We start from the raw sequence: 23,535 nt of genomic DNA, 5'->3' as shown, positions 1-23,535 counted from the left end.
CGATCAAGGCGCAGCGCCCTGGGTCTGCGCCTTCTCGAGCTTGACCTCAAAGCCGTACTGCACGGTGGCGAGGTCGGTTCGCTGATAGGTTTCCACCTGCGTCGGGCGGCCGTAGAAATAGTGCACGCCGAACAACGCCGGGCCTTCTGCGCCCGCGTCGTGGCTGACCGAAAGGATCTGCTTCAGGTAGTTGCCGCTGTCGTCCTTGACGAAGAATCGCCATTCGCTGGCCGGAAACAGTTTCAGGTCCACCACCAGTTCGTTGTTCCTGATTTCCAGGCCTTTGGGCAAAGCCCTGGCTTCGTAGGACTGCTTCGCCACGGTGGCGAGGAACAGGGGCATCGAACCGACGGCCACTGCCGGGGTTTCCGGAAACAGGTTCAAGTCATACGTGATGGTCGCTTGCAGCGGATCCACCTGATACGCCTCGGCCGGCAGTTCGATCGGCTCGTCGAGTTTGCCGTTGTGTCTTTCGGTGAAGAACGTCACCGGGCTTTCGCCGGGAGCCAGGTCGTCGCCCAGCAGTTCGTCATTGAAGGTCTTGCGGTGATCGAACTCGATGCGCGCGGCGCTGGGTTCTTCCACTGACTGGCGGATATGGATGCTTTTCTTCAGGTCGTCCTCGGTCAATGACGCACCCTTGAGCCAGTTGGGGGCCTGGTCGTCGTAGACGGTGATCGCCAGATCCAGCGGCTGCACGGTTTTCGCCGTGGTGTGCGAATCGAATTCGCGGATCGGCAGGTCCAGTGGCTTGCGGGTGACGGTCGCCTCGGAGAAGTCCAGCACGCTGACTTCAAGGGTGTCGATCGGGCCGTTGAAGTAAACCTTGTTGTAGCGGCGCGTATGCTGCTGTTCGAAGGTGCGCTGGTCGTCGTTCAGCTGTTTCTCGAGATCCTCGCTCCAGGCCTTTTGCTGTTGCAGGTGCGCCAGTTGCTTCTGGTAAAAGCCGACCTGCTCGGGGCTCTCGTTGATGGCGCCGGCGCGCACCAGATATTGCCCGGTCGTATCGCGGGCCTGGACAATCAGCGGATTGAGCGGCGTGCTGGCGACTTCCGGGGCAAGCGGCAGGCTGTTGCTGAATTCGACTTCGGCGTAGTTCTTTTCCAGCTTCAGCAATTTCACGCTGAGATTGGCTTCGGTCCGGGTCTGGCCGACATCTTTTTGGCCCAGATCGAAACTGTGCAGGCGTTTCGGGGCGATGACTTCCACCTGACCTTGAAGGCTTACGGGACGCGGCCGGGTTTTCTTGTCGACGTCCAGACCTTCGATGAACGGGTAGGTCACGGTCAGGTCATCGGGGTTGGTGACGTTGGAGCTGGACGGGCTCAGCTGGATGCCCGGATCGGTTTCCGACCATTCCGGCTGGTAGGCGATGACCCGTTTGTTGCTCAGGGTTACCGATTGCCATTCCACGCCATGGGGGAAGAGGAACCCGCCCGGAATGTTGAGGTTGAAGGGGAACACCGGCTGCAGGTCGGTCAGATAGTCGGAGCTGGCGTCCTTGTGCAGCACGAACAGACCGTTGATGAAGGTGTCGACCAGCGCTTGAGGCGTCGGGTAATGCTTGAGGACGCCGAGGGCGTCTTCACCGTATTCGGTCCTTGGCGGTTTGTTGTCGAGACGTTGCTGCGCGCGCTCCAGCAGCAGTAGCGAGCCGCCGAGTTCGGTCACGGCATCCTTGAGCTTGGGGTCGGTAATGGCGTCCAGCGACTGTTCGAACTGCGCGGTCTTCTGTTCGAGGCTGAGCGGGTGTTTTTTTTCTTCACCGGGTGAGCAGCCTCCGACCGATAAGGCGAGGCAAATTCCGGCAGTCATTAACGGCAATCGCACATCCATTTCCAGTCGTCCTGTCCACTGTCGCTGGGCTGTCAATGGTTTGGACACTAGCAGAAAAACTTTGACACACACACGCAGGTGGCGGATTTTCGGGCGGTTTCTGGCTGTCATGGGGGGCTGGTATACTCGCCGCCGATTACAACCCCCCTTGTGTGAGAGTCAATGGAACGCTTTATCGAAAATGCAATGTACGCCACGCGCTGGCTGCTGGCGCCGATCTACATCGGGCTGTCCCTCGGGCTGCTGGCGCTGGCATTGAAATTCTTCCAGGAAGTGTTTCATGTCATTCCCAACGTGTTCTCCATGGCCGAGTCCGAGCTGATTCTGGTGCTGCTGTCGCTGATCGACATGGCGCTGGTCGGCGGCTTGCTGGTGATGGTGATGATTTCCGGCTACGAGAACTTCGTGTCCGAGCTGAACATCGACGAAGGCAAAGAGAAACTCAGCTGGCTGGGCACCATGGACTCCTCGTCGCTGAAGATGAAAGTGGCGGCGTCGATCGTGGCGATTTCTTCGATCCACCTGCTGCGGATCTTCATGGACGCCAAGAACGTCGATCCCCAGCATCTGATGTGGTACGTGATTATCCACATGACCTTCGTGGTCTCGGCGTTTGCCATGGGTTACCTGGACAAGCTCACCAAGCACTGATGAGTTGTCGAAAGCTGTAACAAAACCGCCCGTCTGTTGCGAAACAGACGGGCGGTGTCGTTTGTGGCTTGTGCTTTGGTGCGCCGAGGCATATCCCTGTAGGCGTCCCGGCTCGCCACAGCGTGAGGTGCGTTCATGAACCTGCAAGAGTTGAATGCGTTTGCCATCGCCAGGAAGGTCGATGAGCTGAACCTGATCTCCATGGAGGGCGGAATCTACCTGCTCGAGGCGCGGATGCACGGCGCGGCGTACCCGTTGAGCGATCCCCAGGGCAAGATGCTGATGCTGCGTTCGGTGGAGCATGCCCGGGATGTCCTGCACAACTTTCCGGTGCTGCCGTTCAACCTGGTCCACACCTCGGTACACGACGAAATGTGCGGACTTGGTGCCAGTGCGGAAGAAAGCCTGAAAGTCCCGCTGGCCTGGCGCTCGGCACTGTAGGCCCGAGGGCCTGATCAATGGCGGAACATCTGTGCTAGTCTGCTCGCCCTTTTGGTTCCGGGCGCGCCGGGACGCGCTGTGCACGCACGGCATGTCCTGAGGCCGTCCGCACAGCGGAGCAGTGTCATGTCCGAAGTAAATCTGTCCACCGACGAAACCCGCGTCAGCTACGGTATCGGCCGTCAGCTGGGTGACCAGCTGCGCGACAACCCGCCACCGGGTGTCAGCCTGGACGCCATCCTGGCCGGTCTGACCGACGCATTCGCCGGCAAGCCAAGCCGTGTGGGTCAGGAAGAGCTGTCCGCCAGCTTCAAAGTGATCCGCGAGATCATGCAAGCCGAAGCCGCTGCCAAGGCTGAAGCCGCCGCTGGCGAAGGTCGTGCGTTCCTGGCTGAAAACGCCAAGAAAGACGGCATCACCACCCTGGCTTCCGGTCTGCAATTCGAAGTGCTGACTCAGGGCGAAGGCGCCAAGCCATCCCGTGAAGACAACGTGCGTACTCACTACCACGGTACACTGATCGACGGCACTGTGTTCGACAGCTCCTACGAGCGCGGCCAGCCTGCAGAATTCCCGGTTGGCGGCGTGATCGCCGGCTGGACCGAAGCCCTGCAACTGATGAATGCCGGCAGCAAATGGCGTCTGTACGTGCCGAGCGAACTGGCTTACGGCGCTCAAGGCGTTGGCAGCATCCCGCCGCACAGCGTTCTGGTGTTCGACGTCGAGCTGCTCGACGTTCTGTAATCCCGTTACCCTGCACAAGCGTGGCTTGTGCAGGGTTTCTCCGCCGTTCTCATACTTCGATCTTGTGATGCAGCTCACTGGTCGGGCGCAACGCCCGGGCATAGCAGAACAGGAACAGATTGCGTACCAGCTCCTTGAGCACCATCGGTTCGCTGGAACTCAGGCCGCTGACGTCCAGATCCCCTTGATCCTGCAATTCATGCAGGGCTTCTTCTTCCAGTACCGCGCAGACTTCACCGGTTTCCCGATGCAGGATCCTGAGGTACGGGTGCGGGCGATCCAGCCAGGCGTCGATCAAATAAGTCATGGTTCTCATCTCCATTGAAAGGGTTTCAATGAGAATAATTCTTATTAGTCAAATAGCAAGCGCCTATTGGCGGTTCGCGATTTTTTATGGGTAAAGATTGCGTAAGGTCAAAACGGCTGGCGTTTGGCTACTGCGTGGTTTTGCTGGGGATAGCGGGGGAGGGCGAAGCTCCATCCCACGGCGGGCGCGGGATGGATGGCAGCAGACTCAGACTTTTCTGACGAACTCGGATTTGAGCTTCATCGGGCCGATGCCGTCGATCTTGCAGTCGATGTCGTGGTCGCCGTCGCACAGGCGGATGTTCTTCACCTTGGTGCCGACCTTGACCACCAGCGAGGTGCCCTTGACCTTCAGGTCCTTGATCACGGTGATGGTGTCGCCGTCCTGCAGGACGTTGCCGACCGAATCTTTCTTCACGGCATCATCGGACGCCACTTCGGCTTCGCCGCCGGCAGACCACTCGTGGGCGCACTCCGGGCACACCAGTTGGGTGCCGTCTTCGTAGGTGTATTCGGAATTGCATTTCGGGCAGGGTGGCAACGTGCTCACTAAGGCTCCTTGGAGAGGGGATCGCTAAAAGTCGCACATTGTATAGGGTTTTAACCGTGGATGGCAGGCAACAAAAAACCGCAGGCTCCGAGAGAGGCTGCGGCTTCTTGATTGTGCGATGTTGATCAGTGCGTGCGGGCGACCGCGAACTCGCTCAGTTCAACCAGCGCATCGCGGTATTCGCTGGCCGGCAGCGCTTCGAGGCACTTGATCGCACGGGCCACGTAGTCGCGAGCCAGTTGCGCGGTGTATTCCAGCGAGCCGGACGCTTCCACGGCAATGCGGATGCTTTCCAGGTCTTCGATCCCGCCTTTCTGGATCGCCTGGCGTACCAGTGCGGCCTGCTCTGGCGTGCCTTCGCGCATGGTGTAGATCAACGGCAGGGTCGGCTTGCCTTCAGCCAGATCGTCACCGACGTTCTTGCCCAGGGTTTCGGCGTCGCCCTTGTAGTCGAGCAGGTCGTCGACCAGTTGGAATGCCACGCCGAGGTGATCGCCGAAGGTACGCAGGGCTTCGCTCTGCTCGGCGGTAGCACCGGCCAGCGCTGCGGCGCTATGGGTCGAGGCCTCGAAAAGCATCGCGGTCTTGCCGCGGATGACTTCCATGTAGGTTTCTTCGGTGGTGCTGGCGTCACGGACCTTGGACAGCTGCAGCACTTCGCCTTCGGCGATGATGCGCGTGGCCTGGGAAAGGATCTTCATCACCGGCATCGAACCCAGTTCGACCATCATTTCGAACGAGCGCGAGTACAGGAAGTCGCCGACCAGCACGCTCGGGGCGTTGCCCCACATGGCGTTGGCGGTCGAGCGGCCACGGCGCATGCCGGACATGTCGACCACGTCGTCATGCAGCAGGGTGGCGGTGTGCAGGAATTCGATGGTGGCGGCCAGCAGGCGCAAGTCGTCGCCTTCGCGACCGAGGGCCTTGCCGCACAGCAGCACTAATAAAGGACGCAGGCGTTTACCGCCGGCCGACGTGATGTAATCGCCGATTTTCGATACCAGCGGCACTCGGGAAGTCAGCTGCTTCTTGATGATGCCGTCGACGGCGCTAAAATCGTCCGCCACCGCGCGGTAGAAAGCTTGGGGTTGCATCAGCGACAGGTGCTCCAGAAGGGTTGCGCGGCATGCTAGGACCCACGTCCGGGCCTGTCAAGGCGCGATGGACGGCCCCTTGCATGACTCTTGTAGCTTGCGTACAATCGCGCACCCTGAACTTCCTGGGCAGCACCTGCCTTACGCAATTGCACTTGGGCCGTTCCAGCCCCATGCAGCCATGCCAGCCAATACCTCTTCTTATAAAGAGCTGGGTGAGCAGGATTATCGGAGAAATACCATGTACGCAGTAATCGTTACCGGCGGTAAGCAATACAAGGTCGCTGAAGGTGAATACCTGAAGATCGAAAAACTGGAAGTCGCTACTGGCGAATCCGTGACTTTTGACCGCGTTCTGTTGGTCGCCAATGGCGACGACGTGAACATCGGCGCACCTGTTGTTGCTGGCGCAACCGTCAAGGCTGAAGTGATCTCCCAAGGTCGTCACGATAAAGTCCGCATCATCAAGTTCCGTCGCCGTAAGCACCACATGAAGCGTATGGGCCACCGCCAGTGGTTCACCGAGATCAAAATCACCGGTATTCAGGCTTAATTACAGCCTAATTCCTCACTAGGAGAATTGAACTCATGGCACACAAAAAAGCTGGTGGTAGTACCCGTAACGGTCGCGACTCAGAAGCCAAACGCCTTGGCGTGAAGATGTATGGCGGCCAGGTCATCAAGGCCGGCAACATCATCGTGCGTCAGCGCGGCACCCAATTCCACGCTGGCTACGGCGTTGGCATGGGTAAAGATCACACCCTCTTCGCGAAAATCGAAGGCGTGATCAAGTTTGAAGTAAAAGGCGCCTTCGGTCGTCGTTACGTGAGCGTTGTCGCAGCCTAACTGCGAGAGTGCTGGAGAAGCCCTGTCTTGCGACGGGGCTTTTTCGTTTGTGGGGTGAGTCTCTTGCAAAGCTGTTTGTATGGGCTGCCGGCGTGCGATGCAGGTCGTGGATTGGGGTCGCTGCGCTCATTTTTGCAAGAGTCTTATGTCTTGATTGTTTTTCGGCTCGTCCGTACGGCGAGAGGCGTTGGTTATGAAGTTTGTTGATGAAGTATCGATCCGCGTAAAGGCTGGCGACGGCGGCAATGGCTGCATGAGTTTCCGTCGGGAAAAATTCATTGAAAACGGCGGTCCGAACGGTGGTGACGGCGGCGACGGCGGTTCCATCTTCATGATGGCCGACGAAAACCTGAACACCCTGGTGGACTACCGCTACACCCGGCACTTCGATGCCGAGCGTGGCTCCAACGGTGGCAGCACCGACTGCACCGGCAAGAAGGGTGAAGACCTGGTTCTGCGCGTGCCGGTTGGCACCACGATCATTGACTCTGCTACCCAGGAAGTCATCGGCGACCTGACCAAGTCCGGTCAGAAACTGATGGTGGTGCAGGGCGGCTGGCATGGTCTGGGCAACACCCGTTTCAAATCCAGTACCAACCGTGCGCCGCGTCAGACGACGCCGGGCAAGCCGGGTGAGCAGCGTGATCTGAAACTGGAAATGAAGGTTCTGGCTGACGTCGGTCTGCTGGGTCTGCCGAACGCCGGTAAAAGTACCTTTATCCGTTCCGTTTCGGCCGCCAAGCCGAAAGTCGCCGATTACCCGTTCACTACCCTGGTGCCAAACCTGGGTGTGGTCAGTGTCGACCGCTGGAAAAGCTTCGTCATCGCCGACATCCCGGGTCTGATCGAAGGTGCTTCCGACGGTGCGGGTCTCGGTATCCGTTTCCTCAAGCACCTGGCGCGTACCCGTCTGCTGCTGCACCTCGTGGACATGGCGCCGCTGGACGAAAGCAGTGCGCCGGACGCTGCTGAAGTGATCGTCAACGAGCTGATCAAGTTCAGCCCGTCCCTGGCGGAACGTGATCGCTGGCTGGTGCTGAACAAGTGCGACCAGATCCTTGAGGAAGAGCACGAAGAGCGCGTCAAGGAAATCGTTGAGCGTCTGCAGTGGGAAGGTCCGGTCTACGTGATCTCGGCCATTGCCAAAGAAGGCACCGAGCGCCTGACCCGCGACATCATGCGTTACCTGGAAGATCGTGCCGATCGCCTGGCCAATGACCCGGCCTACAAGGAAGAGCTGGCCGATCTCGATCAGCGCATCGAAGACGAAGCCCGTGCCCAGTTGCAGGCTCTGGATGACAAGCGTGCCCTGCGTCGCAGCGGCGTGAAGTCGGTCCACGACATCGGCGACGATGACTGGGACGAAGAAGATGTGGATGACGAAGACGGTCCGGAAATCATTTACGTGCGTGACTGATTCGTTGAAGTAAACTTAAGCGCCGCTCAATCGAGCGGCGTTTTGGTATCTGGAAATCGATTGTTGGTCACGAGTAATCACGAATAACGTCACGGGCAGCGCTGGGTCGCGCTGTCCTCAAGCTAAGGTTGAAGATGATGCGGAGCAAGGTGACAGGTGCGCAGCGTTGGGTCGTGAAGATCGGCAGCGCTTTGCTGACAGCGGATGGCAAGGGTCTTGATCGCAAGGCGATGGGCGTCTGGGTTGAGCAGATGGTGGCTTTGCATGAGGCTGGCGTCGAGTTGGTGCTGGTGTCCTCCGGGGCAGTGGCGGCCGGCATGAGCCGTTTGGGCTGGACCGCACGACCCAGTGCGATGCACGAGCTCCAGGCTGCCGCGGCAATCGGTCAGATGGGGCTGGTGCAGGCCTGGGAATCGAGCTTTGCCGAGCATGGCCGGCACACGGCGCAGATTCTCCTGACTCACGACGACCTGTCCGACCGCAAGCGCTACCTGAACGCCCGCAGCACCTTGCGTGCGCTGGTCGAGCTGAAAGTCATTCCGGTGATCAACGAAAACGACACTGTGGTTACCGACGAGATCCGTTTCGGCGACAACGACACGCTCGCTGCGTTGGTGGCCAATCTGGTCGAGGCCGATCTGCTGGTGATCCTGACGGATCGCGACGGTATGTTCGACGCTGATCCGCGTAACAACCCCAATGCGCAGCTGATTTACGAAGCGCGTGCCGATGATCCGGCTCTGGATGCGGTGGCGGGCGGTACTGGTGGTGCGCTGGGTCGTGGCGGTATGCAGACCAAGCTGCGTGCGGCGCGTCTGGCGGCGCGTTCCGGTGCGCACACCATTATTGTCGGTGGGCGTCTGGAGCGGGTGCTGGATCGTCTGAAGGCGGGCGAGCGCATCGGTACGCTGCTGTCGCCTGAGCGCGGCATGCTGGCGGCGCGCAAGCAGTGGCTGGCAGGGCATCTACAGACCCGTGGCACGCTGGTGCTGGATGATGGCGCGGTTTCTGCGTTGTCGGAAGGTCACAAGAGTTTGCTGCCGGTCGGCGTCAAACTGGTTCAGGGCAGCTTCCGTCGCGGTGAAATGGTGGTTTGCGTGGCGCCGGACGGTCGTGAGATTGCCCGTGGCCTGGCCAACTACAGCGCGCTGGAGGCACAAAAAATCATCGGTCAGTCGTCGGATGCGATTGTCGGTTTGCTGGGTTACATGGCTGAGCCGGAGCTGGTTCACCGTGACAACCTGATTCTGGTCTGAGGAAAAGCGCAATGCTCATGGCAAAAGGATTGTTGGGCTTGCTGATGGCGTTGCCATTGCTGGCCTCGGCCGAGGAAATCGGCCAGGTGTCGACGGTGTTCAAATTTGTCGGGCCGAATGACCGGATCGTGGTCGAGGCCTTCGACGATCCAAAGGTCGAGGGTGTGACCTGCTATCTGTCGCGCGCCAAGACGGGTGGCGTGAAAGGTGGCTTGGGTCTGGCCGAGGATCGTGCCGAGGCGTCCATTGCTTGTCGTCAGGTCGGTCCCATCAACTTCAAGGGTGAGTTGAAGGATGGCGAAGAGGTGTTCAAGGAGCGCACTTCGCTGGTGTTCAAGACCATGCAGGTTGTGCGTTTCCTCGACAAGAAGCGCAATACCCTGGTGTATCTGGTCTACAGCGACCGCCTGATCGAGGGCAGTCCGCAGAATGCGGTGACGGCGATCCCGATTCTGCCGTGGGCGCCAGTCCATTGATTTGGGCGTAAATAAAAAAAGGAGCCGGTTGGCTCCTCTTTTTTTGCGTTGCTTTCGGCAAATCGCAGGCAATAAAAAACCGACCCGGAGGTCGGTTTTTTAATGACTACGTCGCTTAGGCAGCTTCTTTCAGTGCCTTGACGTGGCCATTCAGGCGGCTCTTATGACGAGCAGCCTTGTTCTTGTGGATGATGCCTTTATCGGCCATGCGGTCGATAACTGGCACAGCCAGAACGTATGCAGCTTGAGCTTTTTCAGCGTCTTTTGCGTCGATGGCTTTAACTACATTCTTGATGTAGGTACGAACCATGGAACGCAGGCTGGCGTTGTGGCTGCGACGCTTCTCAGCCTGTTTTGCACGTTTTTTGGCGGAAGGTGAGTTGGCCACCGTCGAGCTCCTCGAAAGACTTTTTAGGAAATAGCAAACAAAATAGGCCGCGAATCATGCCGATGAAGAGATGTCTTGTCAAGGGCGCTTGAGACGTTCCGCTAAGTGGTAGGTATAAAGAGGCGGGATATTTATTTCCGGCGCTTGACCTGTAAACTCGCGAGCTTTGGCTCTGTGCTGTTGCGGCGCGGAGTATCGCACAAGTGGGCGCATTGTTCGCCTGCTGTTTATCGACAGGCACAAATTCCTTCAATGAATCTGCTCAAATCGTTGGCCGCCGTCAGCTCTATCACGATGCTTTCCCGGATTCTCGGGTTTGTCCGCGACACGCTCATTGCCCGCACCTTCGGCGCCGGAATGGCGACCGATGCCTTCTTCATCGCCTTCAAACTGCCCAATCTGCTGCGGCGAATCTTTGCCGAGGGCGCGTTTTCACAGGCGTTCGTGCCGATTCTTGCCGAATACAAAAGTCAGAAGGGCGAGGAGGCGACCCGTACCTTTATTGCTTATGTGACAGGGCTGCTGACGCTGGTTCTGGCGCTGGTCACCGCGCTGGGCATGATCGCCGCGCCCTGGGTGATCTGGGCCACGGCTCCCGGTTTTACCGATACGCCGGAAAAATTCCAGCTGACCTCCGATCTGCTGCGAGTGACCTTCTCCTATATATTGCTGATCTCCCTGTCTTCCTTGGCGGGTGCGATCCTCAATACCTGGAACCGCTTCTCGGTACCGGCGTTCGTGCCGACCCTGCTGAACGTCAGCATGATCGTGTTCGCGCTGTTCCTGACGCCGTACTTCGATCCACCGGTCATGGCCCTTGGCTGGGCGGTGCTGGTCGGTGGCCTGGCGCAGTTGCTCTACCAACTGCCGCACCTGAAAAAGATCGGCATGCTGGTGCTGCCCCGCCTGAACCTGCGTGACACGGGTGTCTGGCGGGTGATGAAGCAGATGCTGCCAGCGATCATCGGTGTCTCGGTCAGCCAGATTTCCCTGATCATCAACACCATTTTCGCCTCGTTTCTGGTGGCGGGTTCGGTGTCGTGGATGTACTACGCCGACCGCCTGATGGAACTGCCATCCGGCGTGCTGGGCGTGGCACTGGGCACGATCCTGCTGCCGACCCTGGCCAAGACCTACGCCAGCAAGGACCGTCACGAATACTCGCGGATTCTCGACTGGGGCCTGCGCCTTTGCTTTGTGTTGGTGCTGCCGTGCGCGCTGGCGTTGGGGATTCTGGCGGAGCCGTTGACGGTTTCGCTGTTCCAGTACGGCCAGTTCAGCGGCTTTGACGCGGCCATGACCCAGCGGGCGTTGATTGCCTATTCTGTCGGTCTGCTCGGGATTATCGTGATCAAAGTGCTGGCGCCAGGCTTCTATGCGCAACAGAACATCCGCACACCGGTAAAAATCGCAATCTTCACCCTGGTGGTCACGCAATTGTTCAACCTGATGCTGATCGGTCCGCTGGCCCATGCCGGTCTGGCCCTGGCAATCAGTGCCGGTGCGTGCCTGAACGCCGGGCTGCTGTTCTATCAACTGCGCAAGCAGCAGATGTATCAGCCGCAGCCGGGCTGGCTGAAATTCGGTTTGAAGCTGCTGCTCGCGGTGGCGGTGATGTCGGCCGTGCTGTTGGTCGGCATGCATTTCATGCCGGCGTGGGATCAGGGCCACATGCTGGAGCGCTTCCTGCGCCTGGGCGTGCTGGTGGTTGCCGGCGTGGTCGCTTATTTCGGCATGTTGCTGTTGCTCGGTTTCCGCCTGCGTGACTTCAATCGCAAGGCGTTGAGCTGAGGTTTCACCCTTGAAAGACGGGCGCGGGCCGGCAGTTTTGTCGGCTCGTTCACTTTGGGTTACGGTGTTGCCTGTCGTCTGCCGCCGGGTGTGGTTATAATCGGCCACTTTATGAGCAAGAAGCGCGTTATGCAGCTGGTTCGAGGCCTTCACAACTTGCGCCCCCAGCATCGGGGCTGCGTCGCCACTATTGGCAACTTTGACGGTGTTCACCGTGGTCACCAGGCCATCCTGGCCCGACTGCGTGAGCGTGCGCTCGAGTTGGGCGTACCCAGCTGCGTGGTGATTTTCGAGCCGCAGCCACGGGAATTCTTTGCTCCGGAGACCGCGCCGGCGCGTCTGGCCCGGTTGCGCGACAAGCTGCAACTGCTGGCCGCCGAAGGCGTCGATCGGGTCTTGTGCCTTGCCTTCAACCAGCGCCTGAGCAAGCTCAGCGCCAGTGAATTCGTCGATACGATTCTGGTGGATGGCCTGGGCGTGCAGCATCTGGAAGTCGGTGACGATTTCCGCTTCGGTTGCGACCGCCTCGGCGATTTCGATTTTCTGCTGCAGGCCGGGCAGGTTCACGGTTTTACCGTGGAAGCCGCGCAAACCGTCGAGCTGGACGGCATTCGTGTCAGCAGCACCCAGGTGCGCAACGCGTTGGCCGCCGCCGATTTTGCCCTGGCTGAACGCTTGCTTGGCCGCCCGTACCGGATAGCCGGTCGCGTGCTGCATGGCCAGAAACTGGCCCGCCAGTTGGGTACGCCCACGGCGAACATTCAACTCAAGCGCCGTCGCGTGCCGTTCACCGGGGTTTACCTGGTCGACGTCGACATCGACGGCAAGACCTGGCCCGGCGTCGCCAACATCGGCGTGCGGCCCACGGTGCAAGGTGATGGCAAGGCCCACCTTGAAGTACATCTTTTGGATTTTGCCGGCGATCTGTATGACCGGCGTTTGACGGTGGTTTTCCACCAGAAGCTGCGTGAAGAGCAGCGTTTCGCCTCCCTGGAGGCATTGAAAACGGCGATCAGCGCGGATGTCGCCGCCGCCCGTGCACTAGCCGCACCTAGCGCCCATCGCTAATGAAGAGCCTTAAATGACCGACTATAAAGCCACGCTAAACCTTCCGGACACCGCCTTCCCAATGAAGGCCGGCCTGCCACAGCGCGAACCGCAGATCCTGCAGCGCTGGGACAGTATTGGCCTGTACGGAAAGTTGCGCGAGATTGGCAAGGATCGTCCGAAGTTCGTCCTGCACGACGGCCCTCCGTACGCCAACGGTACGATCCACATCGGTCACGCACTGAACAAGATTCTCAAGGACATGATCATCCGCTCGAAGACCCTGTCGGGCTTCGACGCACCGTATGTTCCGGGTTGGGACTGCCACGGCCTGCCGATCGAGCACAAGGTTGAAGTGACCCACGGCAAGAACCTGGGCGCGGACAAGACCCGCGAGCTGTGCCGTGCCTACGCCACCGAGCAGATCGAAGGGCAGAAGACCGAATTCATCCGTCTCGGCGTGCTGGGCGACTTCGCCAACCCGTACAAGACCATGGACTTCAAGAACGAGGCCGGTGAAATCCGTGCTCTCGCCGAAATCGTCAAGGGCGGTTTCGTGTTCAAGGGCCTGAAGCCTGTGAACTGGTGCTTCGATTGCGGTTCGGCCCTGGCCGAAGCGGAAGTCGAGTACGAGAACAAGAAGTCCTCGACCATCGACGTCGCGTTCCCGATCGCTGACGAAGCCAAACTGGCTGCCGCATTCGGTCTGCCATCGCTGGCCAAACCTGCTGCCATCGTGATCTGGACCACCACCCCGTGGACCATCCCGGCCAACCAGGCGCTGAACGTCCACCCCGAATTCAACTACGCACTGGTCGATATCGGCGACAAACTACTGGTTCTGGCCGAAGAACTGGTCGAGTCCTGCCTGACCCGTTACGGCGTTGAAGGCACCGTTCTGGCCACCGCGCCGGGTTCGGCGCTGGAACTGATCAATTTCCGTCACCCGTTCTATGACCGTCTGTCGCCGGTATACCTGGCCGACTACGTGGAGCTGGGCGCCGGCACCGGCGTGGTTCACTCCGCCCCGGCCTACGGCGTGGACGACTTCGTGACCTGCAAGAAGTACGGCATGGTCAACGACGACATCCTCAACCCGGTACAAAGCAACGGCGTTTACGTGCCGTCGCTGGAATTCTTCGGCGGCCTGTTTATCTGGAAGGCCAACCCGGCCATCGTCGACAAACTGACCGAAGTCGGTGCGTTGATGCACACCACCGTCATCGAACACAGCTACATGCACTGCTGGCGTCACAAGACCCCGCTGATCTATCGCGCCACCGCGCAGTGGTTCATCGGCATGGACAAAGAGCCGGTATCCGGCGACACCCTGCGTCAGCGCTCGCTCAAAGCCATTGAAGACACCAAGTTTGTTCCGGCCTGGGGCCAGGCGCGCCTGCACTCGATGATCGCCAACCGTCCGGACTGGTGCATCTCCCGTCAGCGCAACTGGGGCGTGCCGATCCCGTTCTTCCTGAACAAGGAAAGCGGTGAACTGCACCCACGTACCGTCGAACTGATGGAAGAAGTCGCCAAGCGCGTCGAAGTCGAAGGCATCGAAGCCTGGTTCAAGCTGGACGCTGCCGAACTGCTGGGCGATGAAGCGCCGCAATACGACAAGATCAGCGACACCCTCGACGTCTGGTTCGACTCGGGCACCACGCACTGGCACGTCCTGCGCGGTTCGCACCCGATGGGTCACGAGACCGGCCCGCGCGCCGATCTGTACCTGGAAGGTTCCGACCAGCACCGTGGCTGGTTCCACTCGTCCCTGCTGACCGGTTGCGCCATCGACAACCACGCGCCGTACCGCGAGCTGCTGACCCACGGCTTCACCGTGGACGAGTCCGGCCGCAAGATGTCCAAGTCCCTGGGCAACGTGATCGCGCCGCAGAAAGTCAACGACACCCTGGGCGCCGACATCATGCGTCTGTGGGTCGCGTCGACCGACTACTCCGGCGAAATGGCGGTGTCCGAGCAGATCCTGCAGCGCAGCGCGGATGCCTATCGTCGTATCCGTAACACCGCGCGCTTCCTGCTTTCCAACCTGACCGGTTTCAACCCGGCCACCGACCTGCTGCCGGCCGAAGACATGCTGGCGCTGGATCGCTGGGCAGTGGACCGTACCCTGCTGCTGCAACGCGAGCTGCAAGAGCACTACGGCGAATACCGTTTCTGGAACGTCTACTCGAAAATCCACAACTTCTGCGTGCAGGAGCTGGGTGGTTTCTACCTCGACATCATCAAGGACCGCCAGTACACCACCGGCGCCGACAGCAAGGCCCGTCGTTCGTGCCAGACCGCGCTGTTCCATATCTCCGAAGCGCTGGTGCGCTGGATCGCACCGATCCTGGCCTTCACCGCCGACGAGTTGTGGCAGTACCTGCCGGGCGAGCGCAATGAATCGGTGATGCTCAACACCTGGTACGAAGGCCTGACCGAGTTGCCGGAAGGCTTCGAGCTGGGTCGCGAGTACTGGGATCGCATCATGGAAGTGAAGGTGGCGGTCAACAAAGAGATGGAAATCCAGCGTGCGGCCAAGGCCGTCGGTGGCAACCTGCAAGCCGAAGTGACGCTGTACGCCGAAGACGCCCTGAGCGCCGACCTGGCCAAGCTGAGCAACGAGCTGCGCTTTGTACTGATCACCTCGACGGCCAGCGTTGCGCCGTTCGTGCAGGCTCCGGCCGAAGCTGTTGCCACCGAAGTCAGCGGCCTGAAGCTGAAGATCGTCAAGTCCGCCTTCCCGAAATGCGCCCGTTGCTGGCACTGCCGTGAAGACGTCGGCGTGAACCCGGAGCATCCGGAAATCTGCGGCCGTTGCGTGGACAACATCGATGGCGCCGGCGAGGTTCGTCATTATGCCTAACGCCGTTGGCCGTTTCGGACGGCTGAGCTGGCTCTGGTTGAGCTTGCTGGTCCTGGTCATCGACCAGGCCAGCAAGTTCTACTTCGAAGGCAAGCTCGAGATGTACCAGCAGATCGTGATCATTCCCGATTACTTCAGCTGGACCCTGGCCTACAACACCGGCGCGGCATTCAGCTTCCTGGCTGACAGCTCCGGCTGGCAGCGCTGGCTGTTCGCCCTGATCGCGGTGGTGGTCAGTGCGGTGCTGGTGGTCTGGCTCAAGCGCCTGGGCCGCAACGAAACCTGGCTGGCCATCGCGCTGGCGCTGGTGCTGGGCGGTGCACTGGGCAATCTGTATGACCGCATTGCCCTGGGCCATGTGATCGACTTCATTCTGGTGCACTGGCAGAACCGCTGGTACTTCCCGGCGTTCAACTTCGCCGACAGCGCCATCACCGTTGGCGCGGTGATGCTGGCCCTGGACATGTTCAAAAGTAAAAAAACCGGAGAAACCGTTCATGACTGAACAGGTATTGGCTGAGCAACGCATCGGCCAGAACACGGAAGTCACTTTGCATTTTGCATTGCGCCTGGAGAACGGCGACACGGTCGACAGCACTTTCGACAAGGCCCCGGCGACCTTCAAGGTCGGCGACGGCAACCTGCTTCCGGGGTTCGAAGCGGCGCTGTTCGGCTTCAAGGCGGGTGACAAGCGCACCCTGACCATCGAGCCGGAAAACGCATTCGGCCAGCCGAACCCGCAGAACGTGCAGGTCATTCCACGTTCGCAGTTTGCGGACATGGAGCTGTCGCCGGGTCTGCTGGTGATCTTCAACGATGCGGCCAATACTGAGCTGCCGGGTGTGGTGAAAGAGTTCGACGACGCGCAAGTGACCGTCGACTTCAACCACCCGCTGGCCGGCAAGACGCTGACCTTTGACGTGGAAATCTTCTCCGTCAAAGCGCTGTAAACGCTGTTCTGCGAGGGGCCGGACCGGCCCCCGCATTGATCTGAATTTTTCGCGCGCAAGACACGAGGCACAGCATGCAAATCAAACTCGCCAACCCCCGTGGCTTCTGCGCCGGCGTGGACCGGGCGATCGAAATCGTCAACCGCGCCCTGGAAGTCTTCGGGCCGCCGATCTATGTGCGTCATGAAGTGGTGCACAACAAGTTCGTCGTCGAGGATCTGCGCAGTCGTGGCGCGATCTTCGTCGAAGAACTGGATCAGGTGCCGGACGACGTCATCGTGATCTTCAGTGCCCATGGCGTCTCGCAAGCCGTGCGCACCGAAGCCGCCGGTCGTGGCCTGAAAGTGTTCGACGCCACTTGCCCGCTGGTGACCAAGGTGCACATCGAAGTCGCCAAATACAGCCGCGACGGCCGTGAATGCATCCTGATCGGCCACGCCGGTCACCCGGAAGTCGAAGGCACCATGGGTCAGTACGACGCCAGCAACGGCGGTGCGATCTACCTCGTCGAAGACGAGAATGATGTCGCCGAACTGCAGGTGCACAACCCTGAAAAACTGGCCTTCGTCACCCAGACCACCTTGTCGATGGACGATACCAGCCGGGTCATCGATGCTTTGCGCTCGCGTTTCCCGGCCATTGGCGGGCCGCGCAAGGACGACATCTGCTACGCCACGCAAAACCGCCAGGACGCGGTCAAGCAACTGGCCGACGAGTGCGACGTGGTCCTGGTGGTCGGCAGCCCGAACAGCTCCAACTCCAACCGCCTGCGCGAGCTGGCCGAACGCATGGCCACGCCGGCGTACCTGATTGACGGTGCCGAGGACCTGCAAAAGAGCTGGTTCGATGGCGTCGAGCGCATCGGCATCACCGCCGGTGCTTCTGCGCCGGAAGTGCTGGTGCGTGGCGTGATCCAGCAATTGCAGGCCTGGGGCGCCACCGGTGCCGACGAACTGGCCGGTCGTGAAGAGAACATCACGTTCTCGATGCCTAAAGAGCTGCGCGTCCGCTCGATCTGATCGCTTTATCCTTTCGACACAGCGCCTGTTCAGCCTTTTCGCTGGCCAGGCGCACGCGACCGGTCGCTGCCAGCACCAGTTGAAGCTGGCTGACCGGTTCGCGGGTCGAACAGATGTGTAGTTTTCCTGCCTGAAACGCCCGCCCGGGCATCAGCGGTTGCCCCAGACTGCTGAACCGTATGTACCGACTGACAAACCAGTTGCCGACAATGGGCACTTGCCCATCACTGGCGTGCTCGACCAGCAGCGGATTGCTGCTGTCCTCCGCGCCCTTGCCACTGACATCCAGAATGATCCGCCAGCCCTGGCTCCAGTCCCCGTCGATGCCGTGAATCACTACGCTCTGATTGCGCGTGATCGCCTGGCTGCGGGCATTGCGGATTCCGCTGATCAGCGATTCCGCGGCCTGTTGCCGCTGGTTCGACTCCTTCAGCGTAGCGAGCGCCGGACTGACCAGCGACAGAACAATTGCGCCGATCGCCAGTCCCATTAGCAGTTCGACCAGACTGAATCCCTGTTGCGGCATGAGCATTTCCTCCTTGAAGCAGGGGGCTCGACGCGATCCGTGCGCCGGGCAGGGCAAATCAACCGACGCAAGCCGGCCGAATGTTCTAGGTTTACAGAGCAGGTATAGCCGACGGCAACGGAGGGCATCGATGGATCATCGTACAAAAGGTTTCACGCTGATCGAGGTGCTGGTGGCGGTCGCATTGGTTGTGATCCTGATCACGATGGCCGTCCCGGCGTTTACCCGATCGATACAGGGCAGCAAGGCCGACACCGAAGTCGGCGACCTGCAGCGGGCGCTCAACTATGCGCGACTGGAAGCCATCGATCGCGGGACCACCATCCGGTTGCGGCCGACTGCCGGGGGCAGCGTCTGGACGGGCGAGTTGTCGGTCTACGACAGTACTGGCACTTCGGCCAATGTATTGCGGGTTGTTCCAGCGATGAGCAGTGGCGCGACTCTGACGCTAACCTCAGGAGTGACCACGCTGGATTTCAATAATCTGGGTGGTCTGGCGGCACCGTCCACGGCGGTGGTGTTCAGTTATACGCTGGGAACGCAAAGCAGGACGCTGAACGTGTGTCTGAACGGACGAATTCAATCGGGTGGAAGCTGCGGATGAGGGCAGGGAGCAGAGTTGCACAGGAAGGCATGTCGCTGATCGAAATCCTCGTCGCGTTGCTGGTGCTGACGGTCGGGTTGCTGGGGGCGGCGGCGGTTCAGCTCAATGCGCTGAAGTACACCGACAGCTCGCGGATGACCAGTCAGGCAAGTTTCATCGCCTACGACATGATGGACCGCATCCGCGCCAATTCCGGCGCCGACTACACCGTCACGCCGCCGACCTCGGGCAACCTGAGCGTTACCCGGGACCAGGATCTCTACGATTTCACCACCAACATCGTCAATTTCGGCGGGCCGAGCGCCACCGGCAGCATCACCCTCAATCAGCGGGTGTACACCATCACCATCAACTGGAGTGACGCGCGAGCCGCCAACACCGCGAGCGCCCCGCGCAGTTTTGTCCTGACCAGTCGCGCCACGGTCGATCCGGTGGCCACGCCATGAAGCAGCATAACCAGGGTTTCGGCCTGATCGAAATGCTCATCGCCCTGGCACTGGGGCTGATCATCGTACTGGGCGTCGTGCAGACTTTTCTCGCGGCGAAGAATACCTACGTCAGCCAGAACACCTCGGCGGCCATGCAGGAAGATGCGCGGTTTGTGTTGAGCAAGATGATCCAGGAAATTCGCATGGTCGGGATGTTCGGCTGCCTCGGGACCATTGCCGACGCCAGTACCAGCGGCGATTTCAACGCCGCACAGATCACACCGATCAGTTGGGACAACACCAATCTCAAACTGACGCTGGTCACTGCCGATGTCGGCAGCGGCGGTGGAACACCGACCTGGACGGTGGTCTCCGATTGCCGCAACAGTGCAACGGCCTACAGCAACCTGCAGACTCCGGCGGCCGGGCAAATCGCCTTCCCCATCCGCCGTCTGGTCTACAGCTTCAGCAACAACCAGATTCTGATGGGTACCGGTGGCGGAACGCCGACCCAGCAGGTACTGGTGAACAACGTCAATGCGTTTACGGTGATGTTCGGGCTCGCCACTTCGGCGACGGATGTCTCTGCCTCGACCTACAGCAGCAACCCCGGCGATCCGGCGCGCATCCGCAGCGTACGCCTGACCCTGACCCTCACCGACCCGAACAACCGGGTCGCCAACCAGACCTTCAACGTGGTTGCCGCTCTGCGCAACCGCTTGCAGTGAGGGCCGGCCGATGAATGTTTCTCTCCATCAAAGAAGAACCCAACGTGGCATGGTGCTGCTGGTCAGCCTGGTGTTTCTGTTGCTCCTGACGGTGATCGGCCTGTCATCGATGCAGAGTGCCAACCTGCAGGAAAAGATGGCCGGCAGCGTGAGCCTGCGCAATCAGTCGTTCCAGACTGCCGAGGCGGCGCTGCGTATCGGCGAGAGTGCCGTGCAACTAAGCACGTATTCGCTGGCGGTGTGCGCCAATACCACTCAGTGCGCACCGCCGGCTGAGTCCACGGTCGTGACTGCTGCTGGGCTCAACTCGACATCCGGAGTTACATGGATCGCTGCCGGCAACGGTTTCTACGGGGTACAGAACATCGGCACCACGCTCACCGCAGTGAACGTTCCGAGCAACACCTCGGCGACGCTGTACCGGGTCACGGCCGTCGGCATTGTCGGCAGCTCACGCAGTGTGGTGGAGAGTGTCTATGCGAAGTACTGAACGACGCTCTGGCTGGCGGCCGTGGCTGGCGGGGTTTCTTGCGGGGTTGTATCTGGCCGCGCCGGCGTATGCGTTTACGCCGTCTGATTCGCCATTGCTCAGTGCCGCCGCCGTGCCGCCGAATGTCATCTTGCTGATCGACGACTCGGGCAGCATGAACAGCATCATTTACGCTGCGGGTTTCGATCCTACGGTCACTCGCACACCGGCCCGGCAGTGCAACGCGGTGCTCGGGTTGTGCCTGTCTTCGACGGCTATCACCGGCGATCCGGTGTTTCTGTCGAGCCTGCCGACCTCCGGCTGCTCCGGCGGTGCCTATGCGTTCTACAACAACAGCCTGGCGCCGCTGTGCCTTAAACTGCCGGACCCGGTCGGCGGCGGCAATACCCGGTATTACGGGGATTACATCGCTTACGTGGTCGGCCTCGCCATCAGCAACGGCACCCGTGATTTCACCACCGGGGCGATTCCCAACGACTACCGGATCAACGTCGCCCGCAACGTTTCCACCGCACTGGTGACCAGCAACCGTAACCTGCGTTTCGGCCTGTCGACATTCAACCCGGCCACCAGCAACAACCCGGGCAACGGCGGTTATATCGCGCGGTCCGTCAGCGACCTGGCACCGGTCAGCGGCAGCGTGACCCAGGCCCAGGCCGACAGTAACTACAACGCACTGATCTCGGCGATCAGCGGCCTGAGCGCCGTGGCCAATACACCCTTGGCGGAAACCTATTACGAAATCACCCGCTACATGCGCGGCATGACGCCGTACTACAACACCACGCCGAGCACCTACACCAGTCCGATCCAGTACCGCTGCCAGAAAAACTACGGGGTGGTGATCACCGACGGTCTGCCGACCTACGACCGCACGTTCCCCACCAACGACCCGCTGGGCGGCAGCCGATTGCCGAACTGGGACGGCATCAACAATGACGGCAACAATCTCAACGGCGATAACGAGGGCGACACGCTGTACCTGGACGACATCGCCAAGTTCGCCTTCGATATCGACATGCGTTCGACCGGAGTCGATGCGGCCGGCAAGAGCTGGAGCTCTCCGGACTTTCCCAAGCAGAACATGAATACCTATACCGTCGGTTTCACCGCCGCCAATGACATGCTGTCGGACGCGGCGAGCTATGGCCAGGGCAAGTATTACCAGGCCACCGACAGTGCCGGCCTCAACACGGCGTTGTCATCGGCATTGAGCGACATCACCTCCAAGGCCGGCTCCGGCGGCAGCGGGGTGACCAGCGCTACGACGCTGGTGAGCGGCAGCAGCTATTTCCAGACCAGTTACGACCCCCGGGACTGGCGCGGCACCATCAAGTCCTTCGGCTTCACCTCGAGCGGGACAGTCAACACCTCGACGGTGCTGTGGACGACCGACACCGCCATCGTCCCCGGTGCCACGGCACCGACCTATCAATCGTGGAATACCTTGAGCAACGCGGCAGTGACACTGGCTTACGGCAATTTCTCTGCAGCGCAGCAGACAACGCTCGGTCAGAGCCTGCCCAGCGGCATCAGTGGCAGCGACCTGGTGGAGTGGAGCAAGGGCACCAACAAGACCGGGCTCAAGGTTCGCAGCGTATTGCTGGGCGACATCATCAACTCGCCGCTGGTGCTGGCCTCGCCCACGGACAAGACCGCCTCCGACCTGTCGGGCGACACCACTTACACCAGTTACCTGACCACCAAGGCCGCGAACATGAATGCCAACCTGGTGGTGAACGGCAACGATGGTTTCGTCAGCGTCATCAACCCGGCCAACGGCACGCGCCGTTACGCCTATATGCCATCGAGCGTGCTGCCGTCGTTGCGATTGATCGCCGACCCCAACTACATCAACGGCGTCAGCCACAAGTTTCTGGTGGACGGGCAGGTCGGTGTCTATGACGCGCAGTTCGGCACGGCCTGGAAAACCCTGGCCATCGGCGGCACCGGGGCCGGCGGCAAGACGTTCTATGCCTTGCAGTTGTTCGACGCCTCGGCGGGTAACATTCTCAATGCGTTGTGGGAAGTGAGTGCACCGGCCACTGCCAGCACCGCGAACGCTTTCAATGATCTGGGTTATGCCTACGCCCGTCCGGAAGTGGCACGCTTGGCCGATGGTCGCTGGGCGGCTTTCATCGCCAATGGCTATGGCAGCAACTCGGGGGTGGCTGCGTTATATGTGCTGGATGTGCGCGACGGTTCGCTGATCAAAAAAATAGTTATCGACAGTACCGAAACCACCAACGGACTGTCGTCAGTGAAGCTCAAGGTCAATTCGCAGAATGTGGTGCAGGCTGCGTACGGCGGGGATTTGAAGGGGCGCCTTTGGAAGTTCGACCTGAGTGCGACCACCACCGACGGTTGGGGTGTGGCATTCTCCGGCAAGCCACTGTTCACGACGGCGGGCGGGGCGACTCAACCGATCACTGCGCAACCGCTGCTGGCGGATAATTCATTGGGCGGCAAACAGATATTCGTCGGCACCGGCAAGTTCAACGAAACCGCCGACAAGACCAACAAGGATCTGCAGGCGTTCTATTCGGTGTGGGATGCCGATGGCGGTTCGGGGCAACTGACGGTCAGCAGTTTGCAGGCGCAGGCCATCACCGGTGTGTTCTCGGGCAGTTCAGGGCAGTTCATTACCACCACCCAGAACGACACCACTTATCCTGCAGAGAAGGGCTGGTATCTGCCGCTGGTGTACAACAACGTATTGACCGGCGAGCGGGTGATCAATCAGGCCAGTCTGGTGCTGGGGCGTATCGTGTTCACCACGGCCAGTGTCGATACCACCGACCCGTGCTCCAGCTTCGGTACCGGCAAACTGGTCGAACTCGATGCGTTCAGCGGTAAGATGCTCAACTATGCGGTGCTCGATACCAACGCCGACGGCGTGGTCGACACCAATGACACGATATCCAGCGGTGTGGTGTTCAGTGGCGGCATTCCCACCCTGAACGCCATCGTCAACGGCGCATCGCGCAAGATCGTGAACGATTCCAGTGGCGGGATCACCACCCTGGTGGAAAAATCCGGCGGCGGCAGCCGTCGTATCATGTGGCGACAAATACAGTAAGC

The 23,535-nt window shown here is 60.3% G+C and carries 25 protein-coding genes; 19 read left to right on the top strand and 6 right to left on the bottom strand.

Going from position 1 to position 23,535, the window contains the following annotated elements:
* Positions 1-3: 3 nt before the first annotated feature.
* Positions 4-1,836: a hypothetical protein gene (locus ACKLNA_RS23945; protein ID WP_408987295.1), complete on the bottom strand. Its 1,833-nt coding sequence runs from the start codon at positions 1,834-1,836 to the stop codon at positions 4-6.
* Between the two features lie 162 nt (positions 1,837-1,998).
* Here ACKLNA_RS23945 and ACKLNA_RS23940 point away from each other — a divergent pair, with 162 nt between their 5' ends.
* The 3 genes from ACKLNA_RS23940 to ACKLNA_RS23930 all read left to right on the top strand — a co-directional run bounded on the left by ACKLNA_RS23940 (position 1,999) and on the right by ACKLNA_RS23930 (position 3,672).
* The gene (locus ACKLNA_RS23940; protein WP_065257512.1) at positions 1,999-2,487 is read left to right on the top strand and encodes a TIGR00645 family protein; all 489 of its coding nucleotides are present in this window, start codon (positions 1,999-2,001) and stop codon (positions 2,485-2,487) included.
* 135 nt (positions 2,488-2,622) lie between these two features.
* Positions 2,623-2,928: a DUF6482 family protein gene (locus tag ACKLNA_RS23935; RefSeq protein ID WP_114885633.1), complete on the top strand. Its 306-nt coding sequence runs from the start codon at positions 2,623-2,625 to the stop codon at positions 2,926-2,928.
* A gap of 126 nt (positions 2,929-3,054) precedes the next feature.
* Complete coding sequence (locus ACKLNA_RS23930; protein ID WP_085712198.1) at positions 3,055-3,672, top strand: FKBP-type peptidyl-prolyl cis-trans isomerase; 618 nt, start codon at positions 3,055-3,057, stop codon at positions 3,670-3,672.
* A 49-nt stretch (positions 3,673-3,721) separates the two neighbouring features.
* On the opposite strand, the gene ACKLNA_RS23925 is transcribed toward ACKLNA_RS23930, so the two are convergent.
* The 3 genes from ACKLNA_RS23925 to ACKLNA_RS23915 all read right to left on the bottom strand — a co-directional run bounded on the left by ACKLNA_RS23925 (position 3,722) and on the right by ACKLNA_RS23915 (position 5,622).
* A complete protein-coding gene (locus tag ACKLNA_RS23925; protein ID WP_085712197.1) occupies positions 3,722-3,979 on the bottom strand; it encodes a hypothetical protein in 258 nt (85 codons plus the stop codon).
* Positions 3,980-4,186: 207 nt separating this feature from the next.
* Complete coding sequence (locus ACKLNA_RS23920) at positions 4,187-4,528, bottom strand: zinc ribbon domain-containing protein YjdM (protein ID WP_007950963.1); 342 nt, start codon at positions 4,526-4,528, stop codon at positions 4,187-4,189.
* Between the two features lie 125 nt (positions 4,529-4,653).
* The gene (locus ACKLNA_RS23915) at positions 4,654-5,622 is read right to left on the bottom strand and encodes a polyprenyl synthetase family protein (RefSeq protein WP_085712196.1); all 969 of its coding nucleotides are present in this window, start codon (positions 5,620-5,622) and stop codon (positions 4,654-4,656) included.
* Between the two features lie 241 nt (positions 5,623-5,863).
* Between ACKLNA_RS23915 and rplU the strand changes: the two genes are divergently transcribed.
* From rplU to ACKLNA_RS23890, 5 genes are all read left to right on the top strand, one after another.
* Complete coding sequence (gene rplU, locus ACKLNA_RS23910; RefSeq protein ID WP_003228361.1) at positions 5,864-6,175, top strand: 50S ribosomal protein L21; 312 nt, start codon at positions 5,864-5,866, stop codon at positions 6,173-6,175.
* Between the two features lie 35 nt (positions 6,176-6,210).
* Positions 6,211-6,468: a 50S ribosomal protein L27 gene (rpmA, locus tag ACKLNA_RS23905; RefSeq protein ID WP_003228360.1), complete on the top strand. Its 258-nt coding sequence runs from the start codon at positions 6,211-6,213 to the stop codon at positions 6,466-6,468.
* A 193-nt stretch (positions 6,469-6,661) separates the two neighbouring features.
* Positions 6,662-7,885, top strand: a complete 1,224-nt coding sequence (gene cgtA, locus ACKLNA_RS23900; RefSeq protein ID WP_085712195.1) for an Obg family GTPase CgtA — start codon at positions 6,662-6,664, stop codon at positions 7,883-7,885.
* A gap of 137 nt (positions 7,886-8,022) precedes the next feature.
* Positions 8,023-9,141 carry a glutamate 5-kinase gene (proB, locus tag ACKLNA_RS23895; RefSeq protein WP_408987388.1) on the top strand — a complete coding sequence of 373 codons (1,119 nt, stop codon included), beginning with the start codon at positions 8,023-8,025 and terminating at the stop codon, positions 9,139-9,141.
* 11 nt (positions 9,142-9,152) lie between these two features.
* Positions 9,153-9,617 (top strand): CreA family protein, encoded by a 465-nt coding sequence (locus ACKLNA_RS23890; protein ID WP_408987294.1) that lies wholly within the window; start codon positions 9,153-9,155, stop codon positions 9,615-9,617.
* 115 nt (positions 9,618-9,732) lie between these two features.
* On the opposite strand, the gene rpsT is transcribed toward ACKLNA_RS23890, so the two are convergent.
* Entirely contained in the window at positions 9,733-10,005 is a 273-nt protein-coding gene (rpsT, locus tag ACKLNA_RS23885) for a 30S ribosomal protein S20 (protein ID WP_003228351.1), read from the bottom strand.
* A gap of 252 nt (positions 10,006-10,257) precedes the next feature.
* Here rpsT and murJ point away from each other — a divergent pair, with 252 nt between their 5' ends.
* From murJ to ispH, 6 genes are all read left to right on the top strand, one after another.
* Entirely contained in the window at positions 10,258-11,796 is a 1,539-nt protein-coding gene (gene murJ, locus ACKLNA_RS23880; RefSeq protein ID WP_408987293.1) for a murein biosynthesis integral membrane protein MurJ, read from the top strand.
* Between the two features lie 129 nt (positions 11,797-11,925).
* The gene (gene ribF, locus ACKLNA_RS23875) at positions 11,926-12,864 is read left to right on the top strand and encodes a bifunctional riboflavin kinase/FAD synthetase (protein ID WP_007959537.1); all 939 of its coding nucleotides are present in this window, start codon (positions 11,926-11,928) and stop codon (positions 12,862-12,864) included.
* Positions 12,865-12,877: 13 nt separating this feature from the next.
* On the top strand, positions 12,878-15,709 hold the full coding sequence (gene ileS / locus ACKLNA_RS23870; RefSeq protein WP_408987292.1) for an isoleucine--tRNA ligase: 2,832 nt from the start codon (positions 12,878-12,880) through the stop codon (positions 15,707-15,709).
* A complete protein-coding gene (lspA, locus tag ACKLNA_RS23865) occupies positions 15,702-16,214 on the top strand; it encodes a signal peptidase II (RefSeq protein WP_085732853.1) in 513 nt (170 codons plus the stop codon). The genes ileS and lspA overlap by 8 nt, the downstream gene beginning before the upstream one ends.
* Before the next feature lie 7 nt (positions 16,215-16,221).
* Entirely contained in the window at positions 16,222-16,659 is a 438-nt protein-coding gene (fkpB, locus tag ACKLNA_RS23860; RefSeq protein WP_170931652.1) for an FKBP-type peptidyl-prolyl cis-trans isomerase, read from the top strand.
* A gap of 74 nt (positions 16,660-16,733) precedes the next feature.
* Positions 16,734-17,678 (top strand): 4-hydroxy-3-methylbut-2-enyl diphosphate reductase, encoded by a 945-nt coding sequence (ispH, locus tag ACKLNA_RS23855; RefSeq protein ID WP_408987291.1) that lies wholly within the window; start codon positions 16,734-16,736, stop codon positions 17,676-17,678.
* Here ispH and ACKLNA_RS23850 read toward each other — a convergent pair.
* Positions 17,650-18,204 (bottom strand): GspH/FimT family pseudopilin, encoded by a 555-nt coding sequence (locus tag ACKLNA_RS23850; protein ID WP_408987290.1) that lies wholly within the window; start codon positions 18,202-18,204, stop codon positions 17,650-17,652. The genes ispH and ACKLNA_RS23850 overlap by 29 nt on opposite strands.
* A 130-nt stretch (positions 18,205-18,334) precedes the next feature.
* Here ACKLNA_RS23850 and ACKLNA_RS23845 point away from each other — a divergent pair, with 130 nt between their 5' ends.
* Genes ACKLNA_RS23845 through ACKLNA_RS23825 form a run of 5 tightly spaced genes read left to right on the top strand, consistent with a single transcriptional unit; the run spans position 18,335 to position 23,533 of the window.
* Positions 18,335-18,808, top strand: coding sequence for a GspH/FimT family protein (locus ACKLNA_RS23845; protein ID WP_114885624.1), 474 nt, complete (start codon positions 18,335-18,337; stop codon positions 18,806-18,808).
* Positions 18,805-19,254: a type IV pilus modification protein PilV gene (pilV, locus tag ACKLNA_RS23840; protein ID WP_408987289.1), complete on the top strand. Its 450-nt coding sequence runs from the start codon at positions 18,805-18,807 to the stop codon at positions 19,252-19,254. Before ACKLNA_RS23845 ends, pilV begins: the two co-directional genes overlap by 4 nt.
* Positions 19,251-19,964, top strand: a complete 714-nt coding sequence (locus ACKLNA_RS23835; protein WP_408987288.1) for a PilW family protein — start codon at positions 19,251-19,253, stop codon at positions 19,962-19,964. The genes pilV and ACKLNA_RS23835 overlap by 4 nt, the downstream gene beginning before the upstream one ends.
* A 10-nt stretch (positions 19,965-19,974) precedes the next feature.
* A complete protein-coding gene (locus ACKLNA_RS23830) occupies positions 19,975-20,454 on the top strand; it encodes a PilX N-terminal domain-containing pilus assembly protein (protein ID WP_408987287.1) in 480 nt (159 codons plus the stop codon).
* Positions 20,441-23,533, top strand: coding sequence for a pilus assembly protein (locus ACKLNA_RS23825; RefSeq protein WP_408987286.1), 3,093 nt, complete (start codon positions 20,441-20,443; stop codon positions 23,531-23,533). Before ACKLNA_RS23830 ends, ACKLNA_RS23825 begins: the two co-directional genes overlap by 14 nt.
* The last annotated feature ends 2 nt before the right edge of the window (positions 23,534-23,535 follow it).

It is taken from the genome of Pseudomonas sp. UV AK001 (assembly GCF_046097675.1).
In the GTDB taxonomy this organism is placed as follows: Bacteria; Pseudomonadota; Gammaproteobacteria; order Pseudomonadales; family Pseudomonadaceae; genus Aquipseudomonas; species Aquipseudomonas kribbensis.
This window is presented reverse-complemented; position numbering and strand designations above follow the sequence as displayed.

What these genes read in the sequence shown, in the direction of transcription:
- rpmA (WP_003228360.1), top strand. Translation starts at nt 6,211, where the DNA reads ATGGCACACAAAAAAGCTGGTGGTAGTACCCGTAACGGTCGCGACTCA.
- ACKLNA_RS23845 (WP_114885624.1), top strand. Translation starts at nt 18,335, where the DNA reads ATGGATCATCGTACAAAAGGTTTCACGCTGATCGAGGTGCTGGTGGCG.
- ACKLNA_RS23835 (WP_408987288.1), top strand. Translation starts at nt 19,251, where the DNA reads ATGAAGCAGCATAACCAGGGTTTCGGCCTGATCGAAATGCTCATCGCC.
- ACKLNA_RS23850 (WP_408987290.1), bottom strand. Translation starts at nt 18,204, where the DNA reads ATGCCGCAACAGGGATTCAGTCTGGTCGAACTGCTAATGGGACTGGCG.
- ACKLNA_RS23925 (WP_085712197.1), bottom strand. Translation starts at nt 3,979, where the DNA reads ATGACTTATTTGATCGACGCCTGGCTGGATCGCCCGCACCCGTACCTC.
- rplU (WP_003228361.1), top strand. Translation starts at nt 5,864, where the DNA reads ATGTACGCAGTAATCGTTACCGGCGGTAAGCAATACAAGGTCGCTGAA.
- ACKLNA_RS23825 (WP_408987286.1), top strand. Translation starts at nt 20,441, where the DNA reads ATGCGAAGTACTGAACGACGCTCTGGCTGGCGGCCGTGGCTGGCGGGG.
- ACKLNA_RS23830 (WP_408987287.1), top strand. Translation starts at nt 19,975, where the DNA reads ATGAATGTTTCTCTCCATCAAAGAAGAACCCAACGTGGCATGGTGCTG.
- proB (WP_408987388.1), top strand. Translation starts at nt 8,023, where the DNA reads ATGCGGAGCAAGGTGACAGGTGCGCAGCGTTGGGTCGTGAAGATCGGC.
- ACKLNA_RS23940 (WP_065257512.1), top strand. Translation starts at nt 1,999, where the DNA reads ATGGAACGCTTTATCGAAAATGCAATGTACGCCACGCGCTGGCTGCTG.
- murJ (WP_408987293.1), top strand. Translation starts at nt 10,258, where the DNA reads ATGAATCTGCTCAAATCGTTGGCCGCCGTCAGCTCTATCACGATGCTT.
- cgtA (WP_085712195.1), top strand. Translation starts at nt 6,662, where the DNA reads ATGAAGTTTGTTGATGAAGTATCGATCCGCGTAAAGGCTGGCGACGGC.
- lspA (WP_085732853.1), top strand. Translation starts at nt 15,702, where the DNA reads ATGCCTAACGCCGTTGGCCGTTTCGGACGGCTGAGCTGGCTCTGGTTG.
- ACKLNA_RS23890 (WP_408987294.1), top strand. Translation starts at nt 9,153, where the DNA reads ATGCTCATGGCAAAAGGATTGTTGGGCTTGCTGATGGCGTTGCCATTG.
- ACKLNA_RS23915 (WP_085712196.1), bottom strand. Translation starts at nt 5,622, where the DNA reads ATGCAACCCCAAGCTTTCTACCGCGCGGTGGCGGACGATTTTAGCGCC.
- ileS (WP_408987292.1), top strand. Translation starts at nt 12,878, where the DNA reads ATGACCGACTATAAAGCCACGCTAAACCTTCCGGACACCGCCTTCCCA.
- ACKLNA_RS23930 (WP_085712198.1), top strand. Translation starts at nt 3,055, where the DNA reads ATGTCCGAAGTAAATCTGTCCACCGACGAAACCCGCGTCAGCTACGGT.
- ispH (WP_408987291.1), top strand. Translation starts at nt 16,734, where the DNA reads ATGCAAATCAAACTCGCCAACCCCCGTGGCTTCTGCGCCGGCGTGGAC.
- ribF (WP_007959537.1), top strand. Translation starts at nt 11,926, where the DNA reads ATGCAGCTGGTTCGAGGCCTTCACAACTTGCGCCCCCAGCATCGGGGC.
- pilV (WP_408987289.1), top strand. Translation starts at nt 18,805, where the DNA reads ATGAGGGCAGGGAGCAGAGTTGCACAGGAAGGCATGTCGCTGATCGAA.
- ACKLNA_RS23945 (WP_408987295.1), bottom strand. Translation starts at nt 1,836, where the DNA reads ATGGATGTGCGATTGCCGTTAATGACTGCCGGAATTTGCCTCGCCTTA.
- ACKLNA_RS23935 (WP_114885633.1), top strand. Translation starts at nt 2,623, where the DNA reads ATGAACCTGCAAGAGTTGAATGCGTTTGCCATCGCCAGGAAGGTCGAT.